Annotated in this window: 23 protein-coding genes and 1 pseudogene; 5 read left to right on the top strand and 19 right to left on the bottom strand. The window is 48.3% G+C overall.

Annotated features, from left to right (window positions below):
- Positions 1-16: 16 nt before the first annotated feature.
- The 11 genes from traK to BQ5453_RS04320 form a co-directional block, all read right to left on the bottom strand.
- The gene (gene traK / locus BQ5453_RS04370) at positions 17-640 is read right to left on the bottom strand and encodes a conjugative transposon protein TraK (protein ID WP_004291519.1); all 624 of its coding nucleotides are present in this window, start codon (positions 638-640) and stop codon (positions 17-19) included.
- A gap of 31 nt (positions 641-671) precedes the next feature.
- On the bottom strand, positions 672-1,676 hold the full coding sequence (gene traJ / locus BQ5453_RS04365) for a conjugative transposon protein TraJ (protein WP_005796925.1): 1,005 nt from the start codon (positions 1,674-1,676) through the stop codon (positions 672-674).
- A gap of 4 nt (positions 1,677-1,680) precedes the next feature.
- Entirely contained in the window at positions 1,681-2,310 is a 630-nt protein-coding gene (locus BQ5453_RS04360; RefSeq protein ID WP_002560978.1) for a DUF4141 domain-containing protein, read from the bottom strand.
- A 23-nt stretch (positions 2,311-2,333) separates the two neighbouring features.
- Complete coding sequence (locus tag BQ5453_RS04355; protein ID WP_002560979.1) at positions 2,334-2,714, bottom strand: DUF3876 domain-containing protein; 381 nt, start codon at positions 2,712-2,714, stop codon at positions 2,334-2,336.
- Between the two features lie 34 nt (positions 2,715-2,748).
- On the bottom strand, positions 2,749-5,253 hold the full coding sequence (locus BQ5453_RS04350; protein ID WP_004356142.1) for a TraG family conjugative transposon ATPase: 2,505 nt from the start codon (positions 5,251-5,253) through the stop codon (positions 2,749-2,751).
- A complete protein-coding gene (locus tag BQ5453_RS04345) occupies positions 5,250-5,582 on the bottom strand; it encodes a DUF4133 domain-containing protein (protein WP_008764731.1) in 333 nt (110 codons plus the stop codon). The genes BQ5453_RS04350 and BQ5453_RS04345 overlap by 4 nt, the downstream gene beginning before the upstream one ends.
- 10 nt (positions 5,583-5,592) lie before the next feature.
- The gene (locus BQ5453_RS04340; RefSeq protein WP_002560983.1) at positions 5,593-5,910 is read right to left on the bottom strand and encodes a DUF4134 domain-containing protein; all 318 of its coding nucleotides are present in this window, start codon (positions 5,908-5,910) and stop codon (positions 5,593-5,595) included.
- Positions 5,911-6,111: 201 nt separating this feature from the next.
- A complete protein-coding gene (locus tag BQ5453_RS04335; RefSeq protein WP_008764732.1) occupies positions 6,112-6,840 on the bottom strand; it encodes a hypothetical protein in 729 nt (242 codons plus the stop codon).
- A 16-nt stretch (positions 6,841-6,856) separates the two neighbouring features.
- Positions 6,857-7,210: a DUF3408 domain-containing protein gene (locus BQ5453_RS04330; RefSeq protein WP_025880727.1), complete on the bottom strand. Its 354-nt coding sequence runs from the start codon at positions 7,208-7,210 to the stop codon at positions 6,857-6,859.
- A 2-nt stretch (positions 7,211-7,212) separates the two neighbouring features.
- Entirely contained in the window at positions 7,213-7,653 is a 441-nt protein-coding gene (locus BQ5453_RS04325; protein ID WP_002560986.1) for a DUF3408 domain-containing protein, read from the bottom strand.
- 2 nt (positions 7,654-7,655) lie between these two features.
- Positions 7,656-8,417, bottom strand: a complete 762-nt coding sequence (locus BQ5453_RS04320) for a ParA family protein (RefSeq protein ID WP_002560987.1) — start codon at positions 8,415-8,417, stop codon at positions 7,656-7,658.
- Between the two features lie 709 nt (positions 8,418-9,126).
- Between BQ5453_RS04320 and mobA the strand changes: the two genes are divergently transcribed.
- Genes mobA through mobC form a run of 3 tightly spaced genes read left to right on the top strand, consistent with a single transcriptional unit; the run spans position 9,127 to position 12,821 of the window.
- Entirely contained in the window at positions 9,127-9,555 is a 429-nt protein-coding gene (gene mobA / locus BQ5453_RS04315) for a conjugal transfer protein MobA (RefSeq protein WP_002560988.1), read from the top strand.
- Complete coding sequence (gene mobB / locus BQ5453_RS04310) at positions 9,534-10,781, top strand: conjugal transfer protein MobB (RefSeq protein ID WP_002560989.1); 1,248 nt, start codon at positions 9,534-9,536, stop codon at positions 10,779-10,781. Before mobA ends, mobB begins: the two co-directional genes overlap by 22 nt.
- Before the next feature lie 30 nt (positions 10,782-10,811).
- Positions 10,812-12,821 (top strand): conjugal transfer protein MobC, encoded by a 2,010-nt coding sequence (gene mobC, locus BQ5453_RS04305; RefSeq protein ID WP_002560990.1) that lies wholly within the window; start codon positions 10,812-10,814, stop codon positions 12,819-12,821.
- A 41-nt stretch (positions 12,822-12,862) separates the two neighbouring features.
- Here mobC and BQ5453_RS04300 read toward each other — a convergent pair whose 3' ends face one another.
- The 7 genes from BQ5453_RS04300 to BQ5453_RS04270 form a co-directional block, all read right to left on the bottom strand.
- Positions 12,863-13,429, bottom strand: a complete 567-nt coding sequence (locus BQ5453_RS04300) for a hypothetical protein (RefSeq protein ID WP_002560991.1) — start codon at positions 13,427-13,429, stop codon at positions 12,863-12,865.
- Between the two features lie 16 nt (positions 13,430-13,445).
- The gene (locus BQ5453_RS13690) at positions 13,446-14,609 is read right to left on the bottom strand and encodes a GNAT family N-acetyltransferase (protein ID WP_002560992.1); all 1,164 of its coding nucleotides are present in this window, start codon (positions 14,607-14,609) and stop codon (positions 13,446-13,448) included.
- Positions 14,610-14,618: 9 nt separating this feature from the next.
- Entirely contained in the window at positions 14,619-16,070 is a 1,452-nt protein-coding gene (locus BQ5453_RS04290) for an ATP-binding protein (RefSeq protein ID WP_002560993.1), read from the bottom strand.
- A 140-nt stretch (positions 16,071-16,210) separates the two neighbouring features.
- On the bottom strand, positions 16,211-16,813 hold the full coding sequence (locus tag BQ5453_RS04285; RefSeq protein WP_002560994.1) for an RteC domain-containing protein: 603 nt from the start codon (positions 16,811-16,813) through the stop codon (positions 16,211-16,213).
- A 238-nt stretch (positions 16,814-17,051) separates the two neighbouring features.
- Positions 17,052-17,474 (bottom strand): dihydrofolate reductase family protein, encoded by a 423-nt coding sequence (locus tag BQ5453_RS04280; protein WP_002560995.1) that lies wholly within the window; start codon positions 17,472-17,474, stop codon positions 17,052-17,054.
- Positions 17,475-17,753: 279 nt separating this feature from the next.
- Positions 17,754-19,076, bottom strand: coding sequence for a sigma-54-dependent transcriptional regulator (locus BQ5453_RS04275; RefSeq protein ID WP_002560996.1), 1,323 nt, complete (start codon positions 19,074-19,076; stop codon positions 17,754-17,756).
- Positions 19,069-21,387 (bottom strand): hybrid sensor histidine kinase/response regulator, encoded by a 2,319-nt coding sequence (locus tag BQ5453_RS04270; RefSeq protein WP_002560997.1) that lies wholly within the window; start codon positions 21,385-21,387, stop codon positions 19,069-19,071. The genes BQ5453_RS04275 and BQ5453_RS04270 overlap by 8 nt, the downstream gene beginning before the upstream one ends.
- 260 nt (positions 21,388-21,647) lie before the next feature.
- Here BQ5453_RS04270 and BQ5453_RS14440 point away from each other — a divergent pair, with 260 nt between their 5' ends.
- Together BQ5453_RS14440 and BQ5453_RS04260 are read left to right on the top strand one after the other, a co-directional pair.
- Complete coding sequence (locus tag BQ5453_RS14440) at positions 21,648-21,872, top strand: hypothetical protein (protein ID WP_071122302.1); 225 nt, start codon at positions 21,648-21,650, stop codon at positions 21,870-21,872.
- A 56-nt stretch (positions 21,873-21,928) separates the two neighbouring features.
- Complete coding sequence (locus BQ5453_RS04260; protein ID WP_235860024.1) at positions 21,929-23,086, top strand: hypothetical protein; 1,158 nt, start codon at positions 21,929-21,931, stop codon at positions 23,084-23,086.
- 23 nt (positions 23,087-23,109) lie between these two features.
- Here the strand turns inward: BQ5453_RS04260 and tet(Q) are convergent.
- Positions 23,110-24,954: pseudogene (gene tet(Q) / locus BQ5453_RS04255) on the bottom strand (tetracycline resistance ribosomal protection protein Tet(Q)); the annotation flags it as partial.
- Between the last annotated feature and the right edge of the window lie 500 nt (positions 24,955-25,454).

Raw genomic sequence — 25,454 nt, 5'->3', positions numbered from 1 at the left:
TACTTTTCATGTCCTGTTACCGTTTGATAGTCTGTAAATCCTTGTTCTCAATGATGGTGAAACCCTCGATGGTAAAACCGTTCGGGTTGTCATCCGACCGCGATGCGTTCAGCAGGCGGCAGGTGGTCACGAGGCTGCGCTCGGTGACGTTGCTCTGCCGGATGATTTTCTGTGTGGCGTAGGTCACGGCACGGTAGGGATAGGCGTTGAAGTCGCACACCACGCTGTCCACCTTCAGCACTTGGTTGATGTTCCCGGCGATGATGCGGTTGTAGTACCCCTTCTCCGCGAAGTCCGAATAATAGTGGTACACGCTCTTGTCCGCCAGCAGCAAGGCACGTTTCACGTTGTGTTCAATCGCGCTTTTTTCAGGTGATAGCGTGAAGAACATCTCGTGGAAACGGCGCACATGTTCCCGTGCCTCCGCCGGGCGGTTCTGCGACAAATCCTGAGACAAGGCGAGCATCAGGCTCTTGCCGTTGTCCAGCACATAGATTTTCTCCCGTTGCTTCTCTGCGAAACGGTAGGAGTTCCACACGCTCCACACCGTCACCACGGCGCACAGCGAGAGGAAGACGATACCGAACAGGCGTATCTGCCTGAACGACGATTCGATGTTTCTAAGTGATTTGAATTCCATTTATATTTTCCAATTTATGATTGCACATTGATTATTTCAGCAATTTGCCGACACGTCCGACTGCGTTTCCTGCGGCTGCACCCGCCACGCTGCCCGCCATGCTTCCGGCTCGTCCCGCCATCTGGTTCACGTTGCGACCGTAACCGCCCATGCCTCCGGCTTGGATAATCCAGCCCGCAACGGTGGGAATGGTAAAGTAGCCGATGATGCCGATGCAGAGGAATACGATATACACCCCGTCGCTCGAATCCAGCGAGAAGTTCGGGTCTGCCTGCATCCGCTCGATGTCGTTTTGCAGCATCAGAACCTGTATCTTCGCCAGTATGGTGCTGAACATGTCCGATACCGGTAGCCACAGATAGACCTGTATATAGCGGCATATCCACTGCGTGAGCGTGTTTTGGAAACCGTCCCATACCGACAGGGCGAAGGCTATCGGACCGAGAATCGCCAGCACCACGAGAAAGAAGGTGCGGACGGTGTCTATCACGAGGGCGGCGGCTTGGAACAGCAGTTCGAGTATCTCGCGGAAGAAGTCGCGGATGCTCTTCTTCATGTTGTACATTCCCCGGTCGATATACATTCCCGCCATCGTCACCATGTCGGAGGGCGACCAGCCGAGTTCCTCCAGTTGCTTGTCAAATTCCTCGTTGGACACGAGGTAGGCGGTTTCGGGGTTGCGTACCATCGCCTCGTATTCCAGTTTGTCCTTCTGCTCCCGGTATCGGTTCATGTCCAGCGTTTCCGCCTCCAGCATCTTTGCCGTGCCCTGTACGACGGGTGAGAGGATGCTGTTTATCGTGCCCAGCACCACAGTCGGGAAGAACATGATGCACAGACCGATGGCAAAAGGACGGAGCATCGGGAATACGTCTATCGGTTCAGCTCTCGCCAGCGACTGCCATACCCGGTAGGCGACGTAGAACAGCGCACCCAGCCCGGCGATGCCTTTCGCCACACCAGCCATGTCCCCACATAGCGGCATCATCTGCTCATAAAGTGAGCGTAAAATCTGATGAAGGTTATCGAACTCCATAGGCTTACCAGTATCTTTCGTTCATGTTCCCGTACAGCCCCATGATGCGGTCGAGGTCGTTCTTTTTCTTCGCACGCAGATAACTCACGGAGATGTTCTTGTTGGTGTAATAGCTCACAAGGTTGCGGTAACGCTTCATTTTGGAGTAGCAGCGTTCCACCACGTCCATGCGCTCCTTGTCGGTCATGGAGAGCGTGGTGATGTTCACCACATTCTTCAGTTCCGTCAATACTTCGTTGCTCTCTTCCAGCAGTTTCGTGTAACCGAAAGCGATTGCCGACAGCTCTTCTGGTCTGAAATTTCCATCACGGAGCATCCTTTGGAAACTGTTTACATAAATGTCGGTGATGTCGCCTACCATCAGGATGGTCTGCTGCACCTTGCGGGCGTCCTTGACGAGATTGTTCACCGATTTGAGGGCATCGTAATACTTTTTGCCCTGCTGATAGATTTTCACCGTTTCCTGAAAGTTGCTCACCATGTTCGTGGCAGTCTTGGAGGTATGGATGATGTTTTTGGAGGCATTGATGATACCCTGCGCCAGATTGCCCGGATCGCTTACGACCCACTGTGCGCTTGCCCTGCCTGCGAAAAGCAGGCACAGGCAGATAATCATTGTTATTCTTGTTCTCATGTTACTTTGGATTTTAGTGGTTGTTATTCTTCTGTCGGGTGTCCCGGCTGCGGTTTCACCCGCACATAGTCGCCGCCCGGCGAGAAGGTCAGCACGTCCGTTGCCTCGTTGTAGGACACGTCGATGCGGAAGCCGGTGTTCATGAACAGGTTGTCGTTTTCCTCCTGCAAGAGATAGGTTTCCGGTTTCAGCTTGCGGCGCAGACCGCTCCGGCGGAACACCGTCACCTTGTAGGCTTCGCCCTCCTTGTAGATAAGCACATCGGGCTTCCCCTCCACGCTCTCCCAGTTCCCGCACAGCATATCACGGCGGTTATCGACCACATCGCAGGATTGCAGCATCATGACCGCCAATCCGATCAGGCACTTGCTGACTTGCAGCATTTTAACTTTTGATAAATTCATACGCATTTCTTGTTTTTAGCTGATGATTAAATGATTAACTTTTGGTTCTCCGCTTCTCGGCAAGTTGCCGGATGGCGGCTTCGATGTCGCCGCCCAACTTCTCCGCCAGACGGTAAACCTCCACTTTCTCCGTTTCCTCGGTGGTGTACGCCAGATATTCTTCTGCACTGACCTCGGTGGCATAGACCGCCGATTGTGTGCCACCCAAGCCTATCCACACCTCCTTGTAGAGCCGTGAAGGGTTGTTCGCCATGTTGATGGAGAGTATCTGCCCTTTCTCCTTTTCCGTCAGTCCGAGCAACGCCTGTATCTGGTCGAACTTGTTCATGTACTTGCGCTGGTCGAGAAGTATCTTGCAGTCGGAGTTGTTGATGATGCTCTCCTTGACCACGGGAGAGGAAATGATGTCGTCCACCTCCTGCGTCACCACGATTGCCTCGCCGTAATATTTTCTGACCGTCTTGTACATATAGCGCAGATATTCAGCCATGTTCGCTGAAGAGAGAGCCTTCCAAGCCTCTTCCACAATAAGCTGTTTCCGTACCCCTTTTAGTCGCCGCATCTTGTTGATGAAGGCTTCCATGATGATGATGGTCACGACGGGGAACAGTTCGCGGTTTTCCTTAATCGAATCTATCTCGAAGACAATGAACCGCTTGCCGAGCAGGTCGATGTTCTCCGTGGAGTTGAGCAGGAAGTCGTAGCGTCCGCCCCGGTAATACTGCCGCATGGTGGTGAGCATGTTGTCGATGTTGAAGTCGGACTTCTCCACCTTGATGTCACGCTGTGCCAGTTCCTTGCGGTAGTCGTCACGCATATACTCGTAGAAGGTGTTGAACGACGGCACGATGCTACGGTCGGATTGGATGCGCTCAATATAGGCACTCACGGCACTGCCCAGCTCGCCGCTCTCCGTCTTTGTCACCTTGTCGTCCTCCGACTTCCAGAGCGTCAGCAGCAGGGTCTTGATGCTGTCCTTCTTCTCCACGTCGAAGATGTAATCGTCGGTGTAGAACGGGTTGAACGATATGGGCTTCTCTTCCGTGTAGGTGAAATACACGCCGTCCGCTCCGCCTGTCTTGCGTCGGATCATGCCGCACAAGCCCTGATAGGAGTTTCCCGTGTCCACCAATACCACATGTGCGCCTTGCTCATAATATTGGCGCACGAGGTGGTTCATGAAGAAAGACTTGCCGCTGCCCGAAGGACCCAGCACGAACTTGTTGCGGTTGGTCGTGATACCCCGCTTCATGGGCAGGTCGGAGATGTCAAGGTGCAGCGGTTTTCCCGTGAGCCTGTCCACCATCTTGATGCCGAAGGGCGAGAGCGAGTTGCGGTAGTTGGTTTCCTCTGTGAACAGGCACACCGCCTGTTCGATGAAGGTGTGGAAACTCTCTTCCGCCGGGAAGTCCGCCGCATTGCCGGGTATCGCCGCCCAGTAGAGTGTCGGGCAGTCGATGGTGTTGTGGCGCGGCACGCATTCCATGCTTGCCAACTGGCTGCCCACGTCGTTCTTGATATGCTTCAGTTCCTCCGCATCGTCGCTCCACGCCATGACGTTGAAGTGTGCCCGTACCGAGGTCAGTCCGTAGGAATGGGCTTCGTTCAGGTATTGGTCTATCCACTCGCGGTTGATGCTGTTGCTCCTTGAATAGCGAGATAGCGACTGCATGTTACGGGCGGACTTCTCGAACTTATGCAAGGTTTCCTCACTGTTGTCTATCAGCACATACTGGTTGTAGATATGGTTGCAGGAGAGCAGAAGCCCCACCGGGGAGGCGAATGACAGTCGGCAGTCACTCCGGTCGGTGGAGAGCTTCTCGTAACGGGTGTCGGTAGCCACCTTGCCCGGCAGGTCTTCCGCGTCGGAGAGGGTGTGCAGACACAGGCGGTTGTCGCCGATGCGCATCTCCCTTGCCGAAAGCTCGATGTCCTGCAAGGTGGTGTCACCTTCCGACATGAGCGAGAAGTAGCGTTCAATAAGTCCCGTATTTCCCTCAGTACCCACAATCTCATCGGTGGAGAGGCGGCGCAGCCTGACAAGCCCGCTGTCGTTCATGATGCGCTCGAACTGTTCGCAGGCTTCCAAGAACTTGGTCGTGGTTTCCCTGTCCAGCTCCTTCGGGATGATATGTCCCCGGCACAGCGTGCTGAAATTGCTCTGCATCCGGTTACGCTCCTTTGTTGTCTTGGTCAGGTAGAGGTAGCAGGTGTGTTTCAGGTACGGACGCTCGTTGAAGTGACGCTCGAAAGAGCGGCTTAAAAAGCTCATGTCGTCCTTCTGAAGCTCCGGTTTGTAGCGTTCCTTGATGAACCAGTCCTGTTTGTGGACGACGGAGTAGTCCGGCAGCACCTTGATAGCCTTGCACCAGCAACTGTGTATCGCCTCGTACTCCGCACCCGTCACGGTGTAAAGTTCCGGCAGTTCCACCTCGAAAGCCACCGTGATGTCGGCGTCCTTTGAGATGATGCAGCCATGCTCCACCGCTAAAAGTGGGAACCTGTTTTCCAGTGTTGTCATTTTCGATGTATTCCTCATTGTCTTTCTTCCTTTCGTTGTCGTTTGAACAGACGGGGTATCCGCCGCCGGTTGATAAGGTATCGGGGATGGCTCCGTGCCGCTCCTAATTTCATCAGCCCGTGTTCGCCGTACCGGGCGTTCAGCGCGAAGGTCTGCCATACAAGGAGGGAGGACGATGCCGCGCCGAAGCCGATACATATCCACTGGTCGATACCGACCATGTAGAGGATGACGAACAGGACGAAGAGAGCCAGCAGACCTCCGCAGAAGATGAAGAGGTACTGTGCCTTCAAGCCCTTGAACTCTACCGGACGGCCGATACCCTTGTTGATTGGGTATTCAGCCATACATTATTTATTAAAGGAAGAATGAGCGCAGGATGGTGGCGGCAACAATCAGGAAGATGCACGCGCCGAACCACGAGGCGGCTGTCTTGCTGGTGTCGGGGTCGCCCGATGAAAACTTGCCGTACACTTTTACGCCCCCGATAAGCCCGACGACTGCACCGATGGCGTATATCAGTTTAGTTCCGGGGTCGAAATAAGAACTCACCATAGAGGTGGCTTCGTTGATGCCCGCGATGCCGTTTCCCTGCGCGAAAGCGGAGGCGGTTGCGGCGATGACAAGTGCCGCGGAGAGGATTGCTTTTCTGTTTTTCAAGATGTTCTTGTTCATAAACTGTTCTTGTTTTTTGCCGTCAAAAGGGTGGATGGTCCTTTGTCGGGCGGTTGATACTTTGTTTCTTTACTTTGGTTTTAGTGGATGCCCGTTTGTTTCCACGGACGTGGGCGTGTCCGTTGCGGATAGGGATGCGCCTTGCGTTTCCTCGCCGCGTGGGTTGATGTCATTCTTTCATGTTCATTTCTTTTATTGTTGTCATACATAGTTGCGAATGTCGAACTCCTCGATGTTGTCCGGCACGACGAACTCCTTTTCAGGTTTCTTCAGCCGAATCTCGATAAGCCCCTTGATGCGGATGCCTATCTCCGAAGAGCCTTCCATCATTTTCTCGTACAACTCCGTGCCCTCCATGTCGGTGAACACCTTCGCCGCCTTTTCACGTTCCGCCTGTGTCGCGTCCGGGTTCTTGGCGGTCTTGCAGGCGTCGTCAATCTCGTCAAAGCTGCTGCCCGAAGCCCGTGGCGTGTCCGAGGCGTCCTCTTCCGGTTCGTCGTCCCCGTATCCCAGTTCCTCCGGCGGTATGCTCGTGAAGGTCTCATCGAGTTTTTCCTCCGGAACTTGTGCCGGGCGGGATGCGTTTCCCGTTTTTCCGTCGTCAAAAGTAGCCTCTTCCTCCGACAGCTCAATGCCTTTTTCCATAGTGGCGGCTTCTTGCGTCGGTATGGCAGCGGTTGTCCGGGTGGATGCCATCCTGAAACGGCTCTTGCCGATGATGTCCGCCTTTTCCGCAGGGACTTCCTCGTGTGCCGCTATGCGTTTAGCCTCATTCCCGTCCAGTGACCGCCATAATCCGACAATGCCCTTGAAGAAGCGGACAATCCGCGTGTCCATGATGCGCTCGTAAAGGAGCAGGAACAGGAACCAGAGGTTGCAGCCGACCGATACCGCCAGCAGAATGTCTGTCATGCTGATTGTGTAATTCATATCCTTCCGTTTTTGGTTAGAATACTGAATTATAATTTCGGGCATAAAGGCTCTTTATCGCATCCTCGCACTGGTTGAAGTGATGCGTCAGCACATGGTCGATGTAAGCGGACAGCATAAGCCGGTCATGCCCGATTACACGGGTGATACACATGATACGCTCGTGGTACTCCGGGCGCACATACGCCATCTTCCCCTCACGTGCCTTTACTTCCGAGTCACGGATGAACAGACGTTCATAGTCCTTCTCGCAGCATTTGCCGCTTACCGGGACAGGCGACAGGATTTCCACACTCGCCTGCACTTGGGCAAACATACCTCCGCAGTCTTGCTGTGGTCTTTTTTCATTCGGTGTCATTTCTTTTTCCATTTTCAAATCAGATCTTCACGTTGTTTCTTGTACAGTTCGTTGATTCTCTCCTTGTGCTGTTCCAGATGTTGGCGCAGCACGGTATCCACATAGCCGCCCACCGAGATTTCACCTCCGGCGATGTCGTTCACGATTCTGAGGATTTTGCCGTGGACATCGCGGCTGATATAGACACACTGGCGGGTCTTTATCTCGTTGCGGCGCAGGAACAGCTCGTTATAGTCCTCATCCTGCCTTTTCCGGCGGCCACTTTCCCTCTGCGCTTTTTCCCGTGTTACTGGTTGCACAGGAGGTGGTTCCGGTGCGGCGGTGTCCTCTTCGGTCGGTGCAGCTGCGGGTACTTCCTGTGCGGGGCGCAGTGTCCCGTCCTGTGTGCGCCGCCCGATGGAAGCTAACAGCAGTTCCTCGTCGATGCCTTCCGTGTTCACTTTCCTGCTGCCCATGCTCACTGCGGTCTGATGATGTCGCTTATCTCTTCGGAAAACTCCCGGATGCCACTCCCTTTCAGCAGTGCCGTGTCCATCGGGAAGATGGTGGAGCGGAAAACGCTCTTGCGCTCTTCCGAAAGGTCACGGCGGAACTTCTTGCTGTCGGGCAAGCGGGTGGAAAGTACCGGAAAGCCCATTTCGGCTATCACTTCCTCGTAGATGCCGTACAGGTCGTTCCTCTCCCTGCCGTCCACCATCGTCCAAAACAGATAAAGCCCCTTTGTTTTCGCCTGTCCGGTAGTCATCAGCCTGTCGCGGAACATTGTGACGAATTTTAGGGTACTCTCCACAACAAAGCGGTCGGCACTCAGCGGAGTGAAGATGTAGTCCATCTGCGAGAGCGTCTTTATCACGCCGTTACTACGGAGTGTGCCGGGCATGTCGAAGAACACCACGTCGGGTTTCACGTCCTCAGTGGCAATCATCCTCTCGGCATCGTCGAGGGCGTTCACCGCATTGCTCTTGACGATGGTGTAGGCGTTCTTTTTCATCCGGCGGAAATGGTCGCAAGCGAGAGCCTTGAAGTAGGTGCTGCTGTCGATAAGCCCCATTTCGTGTTCGCGCAGCCCGTGGATGCTGTGCTGCGGGTCGTCGCAGTCCACGACGGCGACATTGTAGCCTTTCACGTTGTGCAGGTAGCTGGCGGCAAGTGCCGTGACAGTGGATTTGCCGATGCCACCTTTCTGTGTTGCGAATGCAACGAAGATTTCCTTACTCATAGTTCCATTTATTTTAATTGTTGAAGATTTCTTTTTCTATTTATATGCGGATTTGGTTGCTACATTATCCGCTTCAGTGAACAGACACATGGGCGGGTCATCGCGTATCCGGTTCTGTGGTGAAGCGGTGCGGCGAACAAGTGATGAATGACGACACTGCGTCATGAAGTCATTGAATCTGTACTTCACCAGATTGTCGGATAACCGGGGTTCCGACGGTTCGGGTATCCGCTTCGGCAAGTATCCGCCGAAGCGATTGTCCGGGTATTTGAATGTTCCTTTTCTCATATTTTCAAATCGTTCGTTTCTTGAATCATGCTGCAAATAAACAAGTATATTTTGGAACCTGTATCACTTCTCCGGCAAGTGGCAGCACGTTGCGCCGGTTGGCAGTCATTGACCGGGTCAAGCATCTGTCCAATACAGCTTTAAGGGCGTAACTTTGCCCCCCGGACAGCAGGGTTCGCCGATGGTGCGCGGCCCGGAGTCCTGAAAGGTATCTTCCCATCCGTCCCCTGACGGATTTTTATGTTCACCTGAACATAGCAAGGTATGTTTTCAGCCGCTCAAAATATTTTGAGCATCCCGGAAAACGCCTTGCCCTTGCAGGGGGCGGGCTTTCCCTCCGAAGTCGGAAAGCCTTTCAGAACTGCGGTGCTGTGATCCGAAGCGGCGGCTTATGCCGTCAATCCGCTAAATCCAAAGTAATATGAAAGAGAAAAGGAAAAGCAAAGCAGGGAGAAATCCCAAACTTGATCCGGCGGTGTACCGTTACACCGTCCGTTTCAACGAGGAGGAACACAATCGTTTCCTCGCCATGTTCGGAAAATCGGGTGTCTATGCACGGTCGGTTTTCCTCAAAGCGCACTTCTTCGGACAGCCGTTCAAGGTGCTGAAGGTGGACAAGACGCTGGTGGACTATTACACCAAGCTATCGGATTTTCATGCGCAGTTCCGCGCCGTGGGTACGAATTACAACCAAGTCGTGAAGGAACTGAGGCTGCATTTTTCAGAGAAAAAGGCGATGGCGTTGCTCTACAAATTAGAGCAACACACCGTCGAACTCGTGAAACTGAGCCGCCGGATTGTGGAACTTTCAAGGGAAATGGAGGCGAAATGGTCGCAAAAATCAGTGTAGGAAACTCGTTGTACGGCGCGATTGCCTATAACGGGGAGAAGATTAACGAGGCGCAGGGGCGGTTGCTTACGACCAACCGCATCTACAATGACGGTTCGGGAAAGGTGGACATCAACAAGGCGATGGAGGGTTTTCTCACCTTCATGCCGCCACAGATGAAGGTGGAGAAGCCGGTGGTGCATATTTCGCTCAACCCACATCCGGAGGATGTGTTGACCGATGCGGAATTGCAGGATATAGCCCGCGAGTATCTGGAAAAACTCGGTTTCGGCAACCAGCCTTATCTTGTTTTCAAGCACGAGGACATCGACCGCCACCACCTGCACATCGTGACGGTGCGGGTGGACGATAACGGGAAATGTATCAGCGACAAGAACAACTACTATCGTAGCAAACAAATCACCCGTGAGCTGGAGAAGAAATACGGGCTGCACGGCGCGGAGCGCAGGAACCGCCGGCTTGACACGCCGCTAAGCAAGGTGGACGCATCGGCAGGTGATGTGAAGAAGCAGGTGGCTGGCACTGTGAAGGCTCTGAACGGGCAGTACCGTTTTCAGACGATGGGCGAATACCGTGCGCTCCTTTCCTTATATAATATGACGGTGGAGGAAGCGAGAGGCAACGTGCGCGGACGGGAGTATCACGGGCTGGTTTATTCCGTCACGGACGACAAGGGTAACAAGGTGGGCAACCCGTTCAAGTCCTCGCTTTTCGGGAAGTCCGCAGGTTATGAAGCCGTACAGAGAAAATTTATCCGTTCCAAATCAGAGATTAAGGACAGGAAGCTCGCCGACATGACGAAACGCACCGTTCTTTCCGTGCTGCAAGGCACTTATGACAAGGACAAATTTGTATCCCAACTCAAAGAGAAGGGCATCGACACCGTACTGCGCTACACGGATGAAGGGCGTATCTATGGAGCGACGTTTATCGACCACCGCACAGGATGTGTACTGAACGGCTCTCGCATGGGCAAGGAGCTTTCGGCGAATGCCTTGCAGGAACACTTCACCCTGCCATACGCCGGACAACCGCCGATACCGTTATCCATCCCTATGGATGCTGCGGACAAGGCATACGGACAGACCGCATACGACCGTGAAGACGTATCGGGCGGAATGGGCTTGCTCACTCCCGAAGGTCCGGCGGTAGATGCTGAGGAAAAGGCTTTCATCCGGGCGATGAAGCGCAAAAAGAAGAAAAAGCGCAAGGGCTTGGGTTTGTAATCGGAGTATCAACAATTAAAAAATCAATGTATGTCACAACAAGAAGACGATTTGAGGGCATTGGCGAAAATCATGGATTTTCTGCGTGCCGTGAGTATTATTTTAGTGGTTATGAACGTGTACTGGTTCTGTTACGAAGTCATCCGGCTGTGGGGCGTGAACATCGGTGTGGTGGACAGAATCCTTCTGAACTTCGACCGCACGGCGGGGCTGTTCCATTCCATACTGTACACAAAGCTGTTTGCCGTCCTGCTGCTTGCCCTGTCCTGTCTGGGTACAAAGGGGGTCAAGGGAGAGAAAATCACTTGGGGAAGAATATGGACGGCACTCGCCGCCGGGTCCGTGCTGTTTTTCCTAAACTGGTGGATACTGGCTCTGCCGCTTCCGATTGAGGCGGTGATGGGGCTGTATGTCCTTACCATCGGTACGGGCTATGTCTGCCTGTTGATGGGAGGTCTGTGGATGAGCCGTCTGTTGAAACACAATTTGATGGAGGATGTTTTCAACAACGAGAACGAGAGTTTCATGCAGGAAACAAGACTCATCGAAAGCGAGTATTCGGTCAATTTGCCGACACGCTTCTATTACAAAAAGCGTTGGAACAACGGTTGGATCAATGTGGTGAATCCCTTCCGTGCGTCCATCGTGTTGGGTACGCCGGGCAGCGGCAAGTCATACGCCGTGGTAAACAATTTTATCAAGCAACAGATTGAAAAGGGCTTCTTGATGTACGTGTATGACTTCAAATTCAGCGACTTGTCCACCATTGCCTACAATCATCTGCTGAACCACCCTGACGGCTACAAGGTGAAGCCGAAGTTCTATGTGATCAACTTCGACGACCCGCGACGCTCTCATCGGTGCAATCCCATTCACCCGGATTTTATGGAAGATATTACGGACGCCTACGAGAGTGCCTATACAATAATGCTCAACCTCAATAAAACGTGGGTGCAAAAGCAGGGTGACTTCTTTGTGGAATCACCTATCATTTTGTTCGCCAGTATTATATGGTATCTTAAAATCTATCAGAACGGGAAATATTGCACGTTTCCCCATGCCATCGAATTTTTGAACCGCCGCTACGAGGATATTTTTCCGATACTGACTTCCTATCCCGAACTGGAGAACTACCTTTCCCCGTTCATGGATGCGTGGCTCGGAGGGGCTGCGGAGCAGCTCATGGGGCAGATAGCGTCGGCAAAAATTCCGCTTTCGAGGATGATTTCACCGCAGCTCTATTGGGTGATGTCGGACAGCGAGTTTACGCTGGACATCAACAATCCCGAAGAGCCGAAAATCCTATGCGTGGGCAACAATCCCGACCGTCAGAATATCTACGGGGCGGCTCTCGGATTGTATAACTCCCGCATCGTGAAGCTCATCAATAAGAAGGGGATGCTGAAGTCGTCGGTCATCATAGACGAGCTGCCGACGATATATTTCAAAGGGTTGGACAATCTTATAGCTACCGCCCGAAGCAACAAGGTTGCCGTGTGTCTGGGATTTCAGGATTTCAGCCAGCTGGTGCGCGACTACGGTGATAAGGAGGCGAAAGTGGTGATGAATACGGTCGGTAACATTTTCTCCGGGCAGGTGGTAGGTGAAACGGCAAAGACACTATCGGAACGATTCGGTAAGGTGTTGCAGAAACGGCAGTCTATCTCCATCAACCGGCAGGATGTTTCCACCTCCATTAACACGCAGATGGACGCGCTTATCCCGCCCAGCAAGATTTCCGGTTTGACGCAGGGAATGTTTGTCGGTTCGGTGTCCGACAACTTCAACGAGCGTATCGAACAGAAGATTTTCCACTGCGAGATTGTGGTGGATGCCGATAAGGTAAAACGGGAGGAAAGTGCCTACAAGAAAATCCCCGTTATTACCGATTTCACTGACGCAGACGGCAACGACCGCATGAAGGAAACGGTGCAGGCAAATTACCGGCGCATCAAGGAGGAGGTGAAGCAGATTGTTCAGGAGGAATTGGAGCGCATCGCGGGCGATGACAACCTGAAGCATCTGTTGCAGCAGAAGTAACCTATTAAAATAAGGGAGGATAGCTAAAATCCTCCCTTATTTTAATATTCCTCCAAAAGTTTATTTTGACGTAAATCTTCAATGTAACATGCTAAGTTACTTGAAACTTTATTAAATACTTTATCAAGATATGGGATGATATTTTCCAAATTCAATTCCAACTCTAACGGGAAACTATGATATTGATGTAAAAACCTTGTGATGTCATTTCTTTCTGAAACAGATAAAAGCAAAAATGGATTACTGTTTTTATAATATACCATTGCTGAAAGATGAATAAAAGCGCATCCTAATTTATAAACAAAAAAAGGCCAGCCATAAAATTTATCAGCTAAATCCACCATTTGTTTATCGGTCACGACTTTCTTTGTATTGGGATAAGACCATTTTATTCCCTCCAAAGTTTGGTTTATAAAATGCTCTCTAAGGTTTAAGTCGCTAATTGACAACAAAAACATAACTCTTACCATAGAATCTAATTCTTGACGCAGAATAGATATTACCTGCCCATATAATTGTTGTTGCAACAAAATATTTATAGCGCAAGAATGTTCTCCTGACCTTTGAGTAACTATATCGCAAAATAAATTAATATTATTTGTTTTCATTGTTGAGTGATTTCGCTTATAAGATATAGGATTTACTATTGGTTGCCACATATATCTGATGCGGCATTTCTTTTTCGTTGTATATTATTGTATGGTTGTCGCACAAGGTCATTCCCAGCCTTTCAACCACACGGATGGATGCCACGTTTTCCGGTCGGATACTGCAACAGACAGTTTTCAGTTCCAGCTCTCCAAAGGCGTATTCCAAACACGCGCGGGCGGCTTCCGTACCGTAACCGTTATGCCAGTATGTGTTATCGAGTATATAGCCAAGCTCGACAGTCTCGTTCCCGTTTAGGGTACTATTCATCAGACCGGCTTGTCCTATCAATGCGCCGCTTTCTTTCAGTATGACGGCAAAATATCCGAACCCGTCCTTGCGGTATCGGATGAGTTGCCTGTTTATCCATTTGCGCACGTCCTTTTTGGTAAAGCCGTGTTCCCAAGCGTACATGACTTCCGGCTTTCCCATTATGGCAAGGAGTGCGTCCATATCCTTACGGGTTATCCTGCGGATAAGCAGCCGTTCCGTTTCCATGACGACCAGCGATGCGGAATAGGTCTTTATCTCAAATCCGTCCTCTTTCCATTCCTTCACAAGCCTGTTGATCGTTTCTTCCACCAGACTGTCATAAGCGGCATCGGGAATAACCTTTATAAAAAAGGTGTCACGGGTTTCTTTCATGACCCATTCGTTGATGTCTTTCAGTTCCTTGCCTTCGGGAATGTAATTCTTGTGTATCATGAACTCGTTGATGTTGTCCGCCAACAATTCTTCCAACTGATAACGGATGTCATCCTCCAGTTCGGCAAATGGTATGGTTTCCTCTTCATAGATGCCTTCTATTAAAACATCATCCTCTTCCATATCCTCGTCCGGTGTCTGATTGCCCCGTTTCATGTCCAACATATCCTGCGCGAACTGCCCGGATTCCTTGTCCTTGTACTTCTTGGCATATTTTTCCAGCAGTTCCCAGTCCTGACGGCTCATCGGGCATTTGAAAACGGCTCGTTCCACCTCGTTACAGCGCACCATGTCCGCCTTCACATCATCGGGAAGCGACCGGCATTCCTTGCAGATATGCCGCGAGTGTCCTTTGCCGCTGAATTGCTCGTTGGCTTTGTACTCGCTACAAATCCGACAGTAATGCCCCTGTTGTTTCTTCTTTTTCGCCACCATACCCCGTTATTATATCAACAGTTCTTTTCCTTTATCGGTAAGACGATATTTCTGCCGGGGATGTTTCGGATTTTCCGGGTAAATAGGCTCTACCAAATTCTGCCTTATGGCTGGATACAGATATAGTTCTAAAAAATTACTTTTGTCCTTTAATCCTATCACACACATAATCTCTTTGGTTGAAAGTGTCTGTGTGCCGATTGCAGACAACACCTTTTCCACCTGTGGGGTAACTGTGGGGTGACTGTGGGGTAACTGTCGGGTAATTGTCGGGTCGTGCCCCACAGTTTTTCGGGTATAGCGGAAAATAACCCATACACTATTTCCATCTGTATGAAACTCCGGATCGGGAATGCCGACACGCCGGCATTCGCTTATCATAAGCCCGATGCCTCGTCCCCAGCTTTCCAGAACCTCGCTTTTATACAGAACATTCGCAATAATCAGGTTTTGAGGTTCTGAATTATGCCCGCTCAATAACTTTTCCATTGTTATATCCGGCGGAAAAGTTCCACTGTTCTCAATCTCCACACGGTCATCATAGATGGCAATTCCTACCGAACTGCCGGGACGGTGGTATGAGCGGTGGCAAAGGGCATTTGTGCAGCATTCCCTCAATGCCTTGTAAGGAATCTCAAGCTCTTCCTCCCGATACAAGCCTTCAACTTTGCCCGAAAGGGAAAGATGCTTGAAAAAGAACGACATTGCAGTGTCCAGCAGTGTGTAGATATTGCCAGTGGTACGCTGATTGTCTATAAACTCGTCTTTTGTAGTTCCTTTGAAACGCGCCAACCGAAGCAGGCACTGGGGATAGAAGTAAAAATCACGACCGAACAAGACTGCGGAAGCATTATTCAGTTTTCCGTCATGTAACAGGTTGAATTTTTCGAGTATGGTCGGCAAATCCTCCCTTATGGTGGCTTCGGGTAGGCGACCGCACCGGATGCCTCCACGTACCGCTCCCATAATGGCATGTTCATCAAGGTCAGTAACTTTGATGTCGGGATTCGTCATCGCCTCCCAAGCGTATTTCCCACCTCGCTGCATAAGCAGTTGGTTATATACGTCTTGCGGCATGGAGGATGTCACGCTCTCCAATCGAAGATAAGCCCGTCCCTTATAGGAGAACGGACGCATATAACGTTGGCTGTCCGCAGACAAGGCTATCACACTCTTGTCTGTATTTTGGATACTGATATACGAAACTTCGAGTGTGGCAAATGGTTCAAAACGCCGGATGGCTTCCGCAATATCACGCTTCGTCTTGTCGCTCACTTCCTGCCCGATGATCTTTCCTTTGTCGGTCACACCGAACAACACCGTGCCACCTTCGCTGTTAAGGAAAGCGCAGAGCGTTTCCATGCCGCGCTCCAACTGCCCGGTGGTTTCCTTGAACTCCACCTGCCCGTTTTCCTTTTCGGCTATCAGTTGTTTTACTATATCGAGGTTGTCTATGTTCATATTCAATTCGTAACAATTGTACAAAGATAGCGTTTTTCGCTGAAATTCGGGGCAATAGCGCGCCGAAAACGCCCTTTTTCGTATAGATTTTACTCAAACGGGAGAACAGCATGATACCATTCTCCCGCTTATACCTGATTTTATCTTCTCATACGTTCCAGCTCTTCATCGCGCAGCATTCTCTCGTTCAGTTTCTCCTGCATCTTGTCGAGGAAATAGGTACGGCTTTCGTTTTTCCGACGTTTGATGTCGGTATAGAAGCGGTAGCAATCCTTCGACTCAATACCGAATATCTTGTAGAGAATCGGGGCGAGCTGTTTTAGCGGCATATTGCCGTTGTTGATACAGCCCATCTCGTCTATGCCGTAGATAAGTTCCACGAGGTCGATGGCGTTGCCCGTCCAAAGAAGGCTGGCGGTGGTTTCTGTTGCGTTGTTGGCGGATATTAGTGGTGGCACTTGGGGCGTGGCAAGGAATTTCTGCATCTTTCTTACGAAAGACAGAGCCTTGCTGACGTAGGCGGCAATCTCTCTTCTTTCTTCTGACAGATTACGCACCGGATGGTGCTGCAACTCGATTTCGATGTAGGCAAGCGCGATGACGGTAAGGTTCATGTCCATGCCGCCGTTGCACAGTTCTATTACTTGGGTGGCGAAAGCCGTGTATGCTTTTTCCATATTGCAGTCTCCGGCTTCGTTTATCCGGCGGAAGAACTCGGTTTCCGCCAATAAAAAATAATTCATGTCCTGTCAATTTTGAAATTTTACACTCTGTTTTCGGTATGCGCACATGAATATAATTGGCAAAAAACGCGGCAGAAAACAAAAAATCCAACGCTCAATTTTACAAAGTGTTGTATTTCAGTGGTATAAAATTCAATATTTTTTCACAGGGACAAATTATCTCCGACTTAAATTGTTTGTAATCAGAACATTTATTCTATTCTTGAAAATAAAAATGTATGCTTGCCGCACATTTTGGCTATCTTGCTTTTTTATCAAGGATGTAGATAATGCGGCATACACCGTTGGGAAAACTTTTCAAAGAGGAAAGCGTCCAGTGTTGCTCTGGCAGAGCCGACTTAAAAAAATGTCGTCCGCTTCCGGATATGAAAGGAACGGTGTATAGTATGATTTCATCCACAGCGTGCATACGCAGTAGTCCGTTTATATAGTCTGCCGTGTCCGGTGTGGCTTCCGCGAGGTAACGGATGTTTGTGCCGTCTTTTCTCCATTCGTGCAGCATTGAAATGGAATAGTCTGGTGTCACGCGGTAAAGGGCGTTCTTCCTGATTTCATCAAGACCGCAACGGTCAAGGCACAAATCCTGATGTGCTTTATAATATAACTCTGAAGAAAGACATCCGTCCATCGTCAGTACGGCGAGAATCTGAACTTTACCCATAATCGTTACCTTTCATTAGGCAAGGGCAAAAAAGTAGCGTGCAATTCACACTACCTTCAAGCGATGGCTCTGGTAAAGCCTTTACGGAGAGTACGTGAATGCACGCTATGCGTAAGCATAGCATAAGCATCACGCAATCGTCTCCGTAGTTCCAATTTACCAGATTTTCGCTTGAAACGCCTTGCGGTCTTATCCTATATGTTGGCGGCGAAAAGCTCCTGCCAATCGCCGTTTTTCTCAAATGTTATGCAAAGATAGCCAAATTCAGTGAATTACAGGCTATGATTGCTTGAATTTATATTTAAGTCCATACTCTTCAAGTTTGCTGTATAGTGTTGTCCTGCCTATTCCGAGCAGTTCGGCGGCGACACTCCGGTTGCCGTTTGCCTGTTTCAACGCACGCAATATCCGCTCCTTATCCTCCGCGTCATTGCGCAGGGCGAAGTTGACAGTAGAGGTCGGTTTCGTCACGGCAAGTTCCAGATGCTCTTTCATGACAACACCTTCCTGCGCCTGCAATACAGCACCCATAACTTTCTGCCGAAGTTCCCGCACGTTGCCCGGCCATGCGTGTGTCAGCAACGCTTTACGTGCTTCGGAACTGAACCCGCTCACGCTACACTCCAGCTCTCTGTTTGCCATATCACGGAAGAACTCTGCCAGCGGCATGATGTCTTCCTGACAGTCACGCAACGGAGGAACGGTTATCCCGAAGTCGTGCAGGCGGTACAGAAGATCCTGCCGAAAACGCTTTTCACTCACTGCCGCTTCCAGATCCTCGTTGGTGGCGGCGATGATGCGGACATTGAAACTCCTGTCTGCCTTGTCTCCGACCGGGCGATACCGCCTCTCCTGTATGGCGCGGAGCAACATCTGTTGGGTTTCCAACGCGAGGTTTCCTACCTCGTCCAGAAACAGCGTGCCGCCTTCCGCCTCATGGAAATATCCTTTCTTGGCACAATCTGCTCCTGTAAACGCTCCCTTGACGTGTCCGAAGAAGGCCGAGGGCGCAAGCTCTTTGGTGAGTGAACCGCAGTCCACCGCCACGAATGGCTTGACTGCCCGCTTGCTCTTGTCGTGCAGGTGGTGGGCAATATGTTCCTTACCCGTGCCGTTCTCTCCGAATATCATCACGCTCATATCGGTAGCGGCTACCAGCCTTATACGGTGCATGATTTTCTGAAATGCGGAACCGTCACGGGCGAACACAGGCATACGGCGTTGTCCTGCCTGACGTTCTTTCAGTATGGAACGGATCAGGGGGACAAGTTTATCCTCCACAAGCTGTTTGGGAATATAGTCTATCGAGCCGAGTTTCATGCTTTCCACGGCGGTATTAACTTCGGCGTAGTCGGTCATAATGATGAAGGGCTGCATCTTTCCCTCCTTTCGCATCCAGCGCAAAAGGTCAATGCCGTTACCGTCAGGCAGGCGCAGGTCGGCAACCACGATGTCATTATCTGTCGCCTGTTGTAGATGTTTCTTCGCGGTTGAGAGGTGGTAAGCCTTCACGGTGCGGTAGCCCTCCCGCGCCAGCATGTTGCAGACAAACTCGCAGTACACGATATTGTCTTCTACCACAATTATTGTTGTCTTATCCATCTTCGTATTTTCTCCTTTCCTCTTCTGCCAACCGGATTATTTCCGCTCCCTTATCCAGCACGGCAGTCACGGCATGGCTTAACGCTTCACCATCCGGGAGTACATCGCCATGAAGCAATCTGTAAAGTACATTTAGCGGTTGGTCGGCACGTAGCACCTCCCACGAGCTGCGCAGGTGGTGTGTCAGGGAATCCAGCTTTTGCAGGTCTTTTTCTGTTGCCGCTTCCCGTATTGTCTGCATCTCTTTTTCAGTTTCCGTCATCAACTTTTCCAGCATAACGGCTTCATTGCCGTAAGACAGCAAAGCTGAAAAATCCGGTTTCCCGTCCGGTGTTTCTTTTATGGCACACCTGTCGGAAACCTCCATCAACTCCGATATGGAGAACGGCTTGAACAGGCATCCGGCAAAGCCTTTTGCCAATAGTTCCCCTTTGTTACAACTGCCCGAAGCGGTTGCCACAACCACCGGGATTGTTGGTGAATTGCCCACGTTGGACGAACGCAACAGTTCCAGTAATTCGAAACCGTTTATACCGGGCATATTCAAGTCTGTCAGCAACAGGCTGTATTCTTTCTGGCGTATCATTTCCATCAGTTCCGCAGCATCGGTGCAAGTGTCGCAGTGTATTCCTTCTTGGGAGTACATCTCTTTCAGCATCAGAAGTAATACCTCATCATTGTCAATGGCGACAACATCATGGAATTTATTGTTATGATAAACAGGTGTATTGCTTGTATATCCAAGCTGTTCTTCAGCTTCCTGCATAGAAATTTCAACTGTGAAACGACTGCCTTTCCCTTTCTTGCTGTCCAAACGGATTGTTCCGCCAAGCATCGACACAATATTACGCATTATGGCAAGCCCAAGCCCGAAACCCTCCTTTGCGGCGGCATTTGATAGACGTTCAAACGCACCGAACGCTTGTTTCTGTTCCTCTTCTGTCATGCCTGTACCTGTATCTTCAACGACCAGTGTCAGAACTCCATTATCATATTCAGTAATCAAAGAAACACCGCCTTCTTCTGTGAACTTGACTGCGTTTGACAGCAGGTTATTCCCGATTTGTATTATTCGCTCTTTGTCGGTCAATACAATGGCATCGTGTCCAGTCTTCACGGACAAGGACAACCCTTTGTTCACTGCAACAGGAATGAACTCCGTTTCAAGTGTGTGCGTGATTGCAGAAATCCGGCAGGGTGACAGACGGGGCTGTTCCTTGCCGTTGTCCAGGCGGAAGAAGTCAAGCAAAGTGTTGAGCATATCCCGCATACGGTCGGAGGATTGCAGTATATTTCGGATATATTGCCCATTATTACCGCTATTGCATTCTTTCCGCAAAAGTTCGGTATAGCCAGTTATTGCCGTCAGTGGTGTACGCAACTCATGGGTAATAGTATGTACCGCTTTCTTTCGGGAGGTTATGAGTACCTCATTTTGTTGCACGGACTGTTCCAATTGCTCGATCAAATCCGTTGTCTTGCGTTTGTATCGTTTAATGTTCTTTGCATCACGGTGTATGATGATATAGGAAATGACCAACAGCAAAAGAACAAATCCCATCAAGCCGCCTATCTGCATAAATGATTTTTTACGCATCGCTGTTATCTCGCTTTCTCTATTTTGTAAATCAGATTGTACCTTCTTTTCGATTTGGCAAATCAATCCTTGCAGTTGTCTGTTAAGTTCTGCATTACGGGCAGCAAGACTATCGGCTTGTTCTGACAATCGACGGCTCTGCGCTTTCTGTTCGTTGACCATGTTTCTATTGGATGAACGGAGCGTAGTCGTTGTTGTCGTTGGCTTCGTTCCCTCTTTTTTGCCAAAGATGCCCAAGAAACCTTTTCGTTTTGGCTTTTTGGACTGTTCCTGCACACTTTTCTGCACAATAACCGGAATTTGATTGGCTATCTTCTTGTTAATAGATTGTTGTTCATCCATTAACCGGACTATCTGGAACATCTGTCGTTCCTTATCCTCTAAAAGACTGCGCACACTATCGATGCGCTCTGCTGGATAGGTGGCCTTGAAACGGCAGAGCATACTGTCCATTGCCATACGCCGTGCATGGTAATGCTCGATATCTTTATCGTTCCATTCCAGTATTGTTTCACCCAATAGAGAAAATTTTATCATTTGAATATTGATATTGTTTATTTCTTTTCGGAGCTCGTCTATTTTTTTATTGCCAAGTTCTAATGCTTCTATCTCCTGCCATTCATAGAGGCTATTATATGCCATACATCCGATAAGAATGGAGATAAGTATATATCCCAACTGTATTGCCTTATAGAAATTTCCTGACCGCTCCATTATTTTGATGACATTGATTTTTGGAACATGAATAAAAGTTTATCTTTTTCGTTCATGCGGATATTATCAGAATAATCGCCTTTTGTTATTTGATAGGGTGTCCAGTTCTACGTTCCTAAAAACGTAGTATCAAACGCCCTTGTCATTGTTAATATAACGTTCTAATATTTAACGCTTTAGCAAGCAAAATAGTTCTTTGAAAATTTGTATAAGTCGTTAGTTTTTAGTAACTTAGTAGCATAATTAAGCAACTAAAAACAATGAAAAAGTTTGATTCAAAACCCAATAAAGAAACCTTAGAAGAGGAAGTTAAACGTCTTCGTAAAGAGAATGCCAAACTTAAATCTCAAAAAGAGGCCGACAAGGCTAAACTTGAAGAGGTAAGGAAGGAACTTAAAAAAAAAGACGTAAAGACCGTGACTGTGACCGAAGAACAAAAGAAATTGTTATCGACCCTATTCCCGGACATAGATTCTCTCTTCTGATTGTTCAACTTTGCGTATTGATTTACATTCGTACCAACTGCGGCCTTCGCACTGTAGTGAAGATTCTTGAGATTTTCAATGAAGCACTTGAAGGCAAATGTGGAAAGATACCATCTTATAATACCGTAGAGAACTGGATGAAGAAGTTAGGCCTATCTACTTATGAGAATGACAGCAAACCTACTGATAAGAAGTTTGCATGTATCATTGACGAAAGCATTATGGTTAATCGAGAGAAACTTCTTCTGATTCTAGGTATTCCTGCCAATCATCTCGGACGTCCCATTAAGCATGAAGACGTTACTGTTATCGGCATGAAATCCAGTGGTGGCTTTAAAGGGGATGACATCAAGCAAGAGATTGAAAAATCCATTGAAGGAATTGGGGCTAAGCCTGAATATATCATCAGCGACCAAGCTCATAATCTTACAAATGGAATTAAGCAATCAGGTTTGCTGCACCATATCGATATCAGTCATGCCATGGGCACATGCTTTAAGCATGCTTATGGCAAACAACCTGATTTTATGAACTTTACTGCACTTCTTGGGAAAATCAGATTGCAATATCAACTTACAGATAAAGCATATCTTTTACCTCCCAATATGCGTAGTATCGCCAGATTCATGAATTTCCATTCATGGGTTGATTGGGGCAACAAAATGCTTGAAAGTTTCGATAAACTCCCAGAGAAAATGCAGGAGGCGTATGCCTTCATTCTTGATTACAAGGAGCTATTGGTTGAATTGAAAGTCGCTGTATGTGCTGTAGAGTATATAGAAGCCGTCTGTAAAACAGAGGGATTCAATCTTGCGACCTGTAACAAGTGCAAGAAATATATCATGCAGCACGTCATCGGTAATGCAAACAACCGCAGAGCTATGCTTGGAATCGAGATTTTAGAGTACCTCAAGGAGCATGAAGCGAAGTTGAATGCTTCTTATGAATCACGCAACATCTCTTCTGATATCATTGAATCAACCTTTGGTGTATTCAAGCAAAAGAAGTCGCCAAACAAATTGTATGGCATTACTCCTTTTGTCCTGTTTATACCGTTACACGCAAAACTCGAGAACAAATCTGCTACTAAATCATTTAATTTCAAAGAGCGCTTATGTAATGTTAAACTAAAGGACATTGATGCTTTTGCAAAAGAGCATATGTCCATAAACTGGGTTACAGAACGTACCAAACAGCTCAGAAAAGTGAGCTAATTTAGGAACGTAAAACTGGACACCCTAGTTATTTGATACCCGCATGGCTTGACCATAAAAACGCCTAAGCCCTTAGTGTATGAACTTACTTCTGAGGCGTAGTCTTTACTTGTATTTAATGGAACTTTCCCTTTAATATGACACCACTCATTATTGCAACTGATGTCTTCAATCTCAGACATCATTTTTTGCAAATCTGTAATAGCTTTGGAACTTGCCGCTTGGGGTATCTGCAACTCAAAATAGAGCATCGGTTCGAGAATGTCCACACCTGACTGTTGCAAGGCCAGCCTGAAGACATAAGGGGTCAGCTGTCTGAAATCAGCAGGTGTACTTACCGGGCTATAATACTCGGCTTGAGTAAAAGTTACTTTCAGATCAGTCACTTCCCATCCATGTAAACCAGATTGGCAAGACATACGAATCCCTTCAAAAACGGCATTTTGAAAAGAATGGTTCAGATAACCATAGGAGATGTCACTTTCGATTTGCAACCCTGCCCCTAACGGTAAGGGTTCAAGAGTCAGCCCTATTGTGGCCCAGTAAGGGTTGGGTGGTACTTCGATCTGAATAATCTTATTGACCTTTTTTATAGGTCGTTCTTTGTAGATAGTCTTGATCTCATCAAAATGGACCTTTACGGAAAATCGTTCTTCCAGCAATGTCTGTATGATTTCCTTTTGGGTCAAACCATATAACGAGATTTCCAATTCATCACTATATGAGTTTATGGAAAAGGACAAAGACGGGTCTTCAATCCACAATGTATTCAGAGCGGATATCACCTTGCTTCTCTCTTCGGGCTTATTTGGCCGGACGGAGGATTTGAGAGCGGGATGCTGATGAGATAATCCTTGAATCAAACAAGGTTTAGCACCTAAATAATCTCCGATTCGAAAATCTTCTATATCTTCTACAATCGCGATATCATTGGCACCCACTTCATCAACATTTATCTCTCTGCCCTGATAAATAGTCTTTAGATTTTTAATCTTGATGAATTTTTCCGAATCGTTGATTCTTACAACGTCTCGAAGTCTCAGACTTCCGTCAATTATTTTAAGAAAACTTCTTTTATGCCCTTTGGGGTCATGCTCTATCTTATAGAGATAAGCTGAAAGTCTGTTTGAGACTGATGCCGGAGGAAGTATAAAAGAAGAAATGGCGTCCAACAACTCATTGATACCGATATTGAACATTGCTGATCCATGTAGCACCGGATAGACTTTGGCTTTTGCCACAAGAGCGATTATCGTATTCCAATAATCAGCCGGTGAAATTTCGCTATCCGCCAAATATCGTTCTAATATATCGTCGTCATGGTTGCATACAAATTCTTTGTATTCTTCCTTTATATATGTTTGGGAGCAAACCGGATAAACCGATCCATCGACAACAGTTTGCATAAACAGGACATCTTGCGACAGATTTGTTTTTATATCCATATACAAACGCTCCAAATTCACACCGGCACGGTCAATCTTATTGATAAATATAATTGTCGGGATTTGCAGCTTTTGTAAAGTACTGAACAGCAACTTTGTCTGCGCTTGTATGCCTTCCTTTGCGGATAAGATGAGGACTGCTCCATCAAGCATTTTGAATGTCCGCTCCACTTCCGCAATAAAATCCATGTGTCCCGGAGTGTCAATGATATTGCATTTCACTCCATTCCAGATAATAGATGTCGTAGAAGCCCGGACAGTAATTCCTCTACGTTTCTCTATATCCATAGAGTCCGTTATGGTGTCACCATTATCCACACGGCCGCACTTTTCCGTTGCTCCACTGGCAAACAGCAGATTCTCGGTTACGGAAGTTTTTCCTGCATCAATGTGAGCAAGAATTCCTAAATTTATAATATTCATTTGGATTAAGCAATAATATACTACAGTAGATGCATTGTCGAAACGCACCTTTTAATACCTCCTCGTAGCATATGAGAACTACAGGATTACTAACTCGTATTAATATGTATATTATTACTGCCGCATAACGATTACAAAATTACACAAAAAAATATATCTAACAAAAGTGGGAGGATTTTTTAACTTTCTACCATAGACATTTTATTAGGGAAGCGTAGGTTCAACTGGCAAGTACAAATAAGTAGAAATGTTTGAACAACACCGTTTTAGGAAGTTGAAAAATCAAGTTTCTCTCTCGGTATAGCGTTTATTTTGGCCAATATCTTCTTTAGTTTAGCATTTGTGTATTTCCCATTCGTGTTCTATTTAGCTCCTTATTATGAGTATGTAGCAAGTTACTTATCAAATTCAGCCTCTTTGAGGGTCAAATATGGTTTTGCAAATGGTGACTGACAAGACATAAACAAGGTCAGCAGGAATTTTTTACATAAATGGACATG

It is taken from the genome of Prevotellamassilia timonensis (genome assembly GCF_900106785.1).
In the GTDB taxonomy this organism is placed as follows: domain Bacteria; phylum Bacteroidota; class Bacteroidia; order Bacteroidales; family Bacteroidaceae; genus Alloprevotella; species Alloprevotella timonensis.
This window is presented reverse-complemented; position numbering and strand designations above follow the sequence as displayed.

Bases quoted from the DNA above. Each gene is read 5' to 3' on its own strand.
- BQ5453_RS04345 (WP_008764731.1), bottom strand. From the start codon at position 5,582: ATGGCTGAATACCCAATCAACAAGGGTATCGGCCGTCCGGTAGAGTTC.
- BQ5453_RS13690 (WP_002560992.1), bottom strand. From the start codon at position 14,609: ATGGTGGCGAAAAAGAAGAAACAACAGGGGCATTACTGTCGGATTTGT.
- BQ5453_RS04280 (WP_002560995.1), bottom strand. From the start codon at position 17,474: ATGGGTAAAGTTCAGATTCTCGCCGTACTGACGATGGACGGATGTCTT.
- mobC (WP_002560990.1), top strand. From the start codon at position 10,812: ATGTCACAACAAGAAGACGATTTGAGGGCATTGGCGAAAATCATGGAT.
- BQ5453_RS04335 (WP_008764732.1), bottom strand. From the start codon at position 6,840: ATGAATTACACAATCAGCATGACAGACATTCTGCTGGCGGTATCGGTC.
- BQ5453_RS04355 (WP_002560979.1), bottom strand. From the start codon at position 2,714: ATGAATTTATCAAAAGTTAAAATGCTGCAAGTCAGCAAGTGCCTGATC.
- BQ5453_RS04270 (WP_002560997.1), bottom strand. From the start codon at position 21,387: ATGGAGCGGTCAGGAAATTTCTATAAGGCAATACAGTTGGGATATATA.
- traJ (WP_005796925.1), bottom strand. From the start codon at position 1,676: ATGGAGTTCGATAACCTTCATCAGATTTTACGCTCACTTTATGAGCAG.
- mobB (WP_002560989.1), top strand. From the start codon at position 9,534: ATGGTCGCAAAAATCAGTGTAGGAAACTCGTTGTACGGCGCGATTGCC.
- BQ5453_RS04360 (WP_002560978.1), bottom strand. From the start codon at position 2,310: ATGAGAACAAGAATAACAATGATTATCTGCCTGTGCCTGCTTTTCGCA.
- BQ5453_RS04325 (WP_002560986.1), bottom strand. From the start codon at position 7,653: ATGGGCAGCAGGAAAGTGAACACGGAAGGCATCGACGAGGAACTGCTG.
- BQ5453_RS04300 (WP_002560991.1), bottom strand. From the start codon at position 13,429: ATGAAAACAAATAATATTAATTTATTTTGCGATATAGTTACTCAAAGG.
- BQ5453_RS04350 (WP_004356142.1), bottom strand. From the start codon at position 5,253: ATGAGGAATACATCGAAAATGACAACACTGGAAAACAGGTTCCCACTT.
- mobA (WP_002560988.1), top strand. From the start codon at position 9,127: ATGAAAGAGAAAAGGAAAAGCAAAGCAGGGAGAAATCCCAAACTTGAT.
- BQ5453_RS04290 (WP_002560993.1), bottom strand. From the start codon at position 16,070: ATGAACATAGACAACCTCGATATAGTAAAACAACTGATAGCCGAAAAG.
- BQ5453_RS04340 (WP_002560983.1), bottom strand. From the start codon at position 5,910: ATGAACAAGAACATCTTGAAAAACAGAAAAGCAATCCTCTCCGCGGCA.
- traK (WP_004291519.1), bottom strand. From the start codon at position 640: ATGGAATTCAAATCACTTAGAAACATCGAATCGTCGTTCAGGCAGATA.
- BQ5453_RS04285 (WP_002560994.1), bottom strand. From the start codon at position 16,813: ATGAATTATTTTTTATTGGCGGAAACCGAGTTCTTCCGCCGGATAAAC.
- BQ5453_RS14440 (WP_071122302.1), top strand. From the start codon at position 21,648: ATGAAAAAGTTTGATTCAAAACCCAATAAAGAAACCTTAGAAGAGGAA.
- BQ5453_RS04275 (WP_002560996.1), bottom strand. From the start codon at position 19,076: ATGGATAAGACAACAATAATTGTGGTAGAAGACAATATCGTGTACTGC.
- BQ5453_RS04330 (WP_025880727.1), bottom strand. From the start codon at position 7,210: ATGGAAAAAGAAATGACACCGAATGAAAAAAGACCACAGCAAGACTGC.
- BQ5453_RS04320 (WP_002560987.1), bottom strand. From the start codon at position 8,417: ATGAGTAAGGAAATCTTCGTTGCATTCGCAACACAGAAAGGTGGCATC.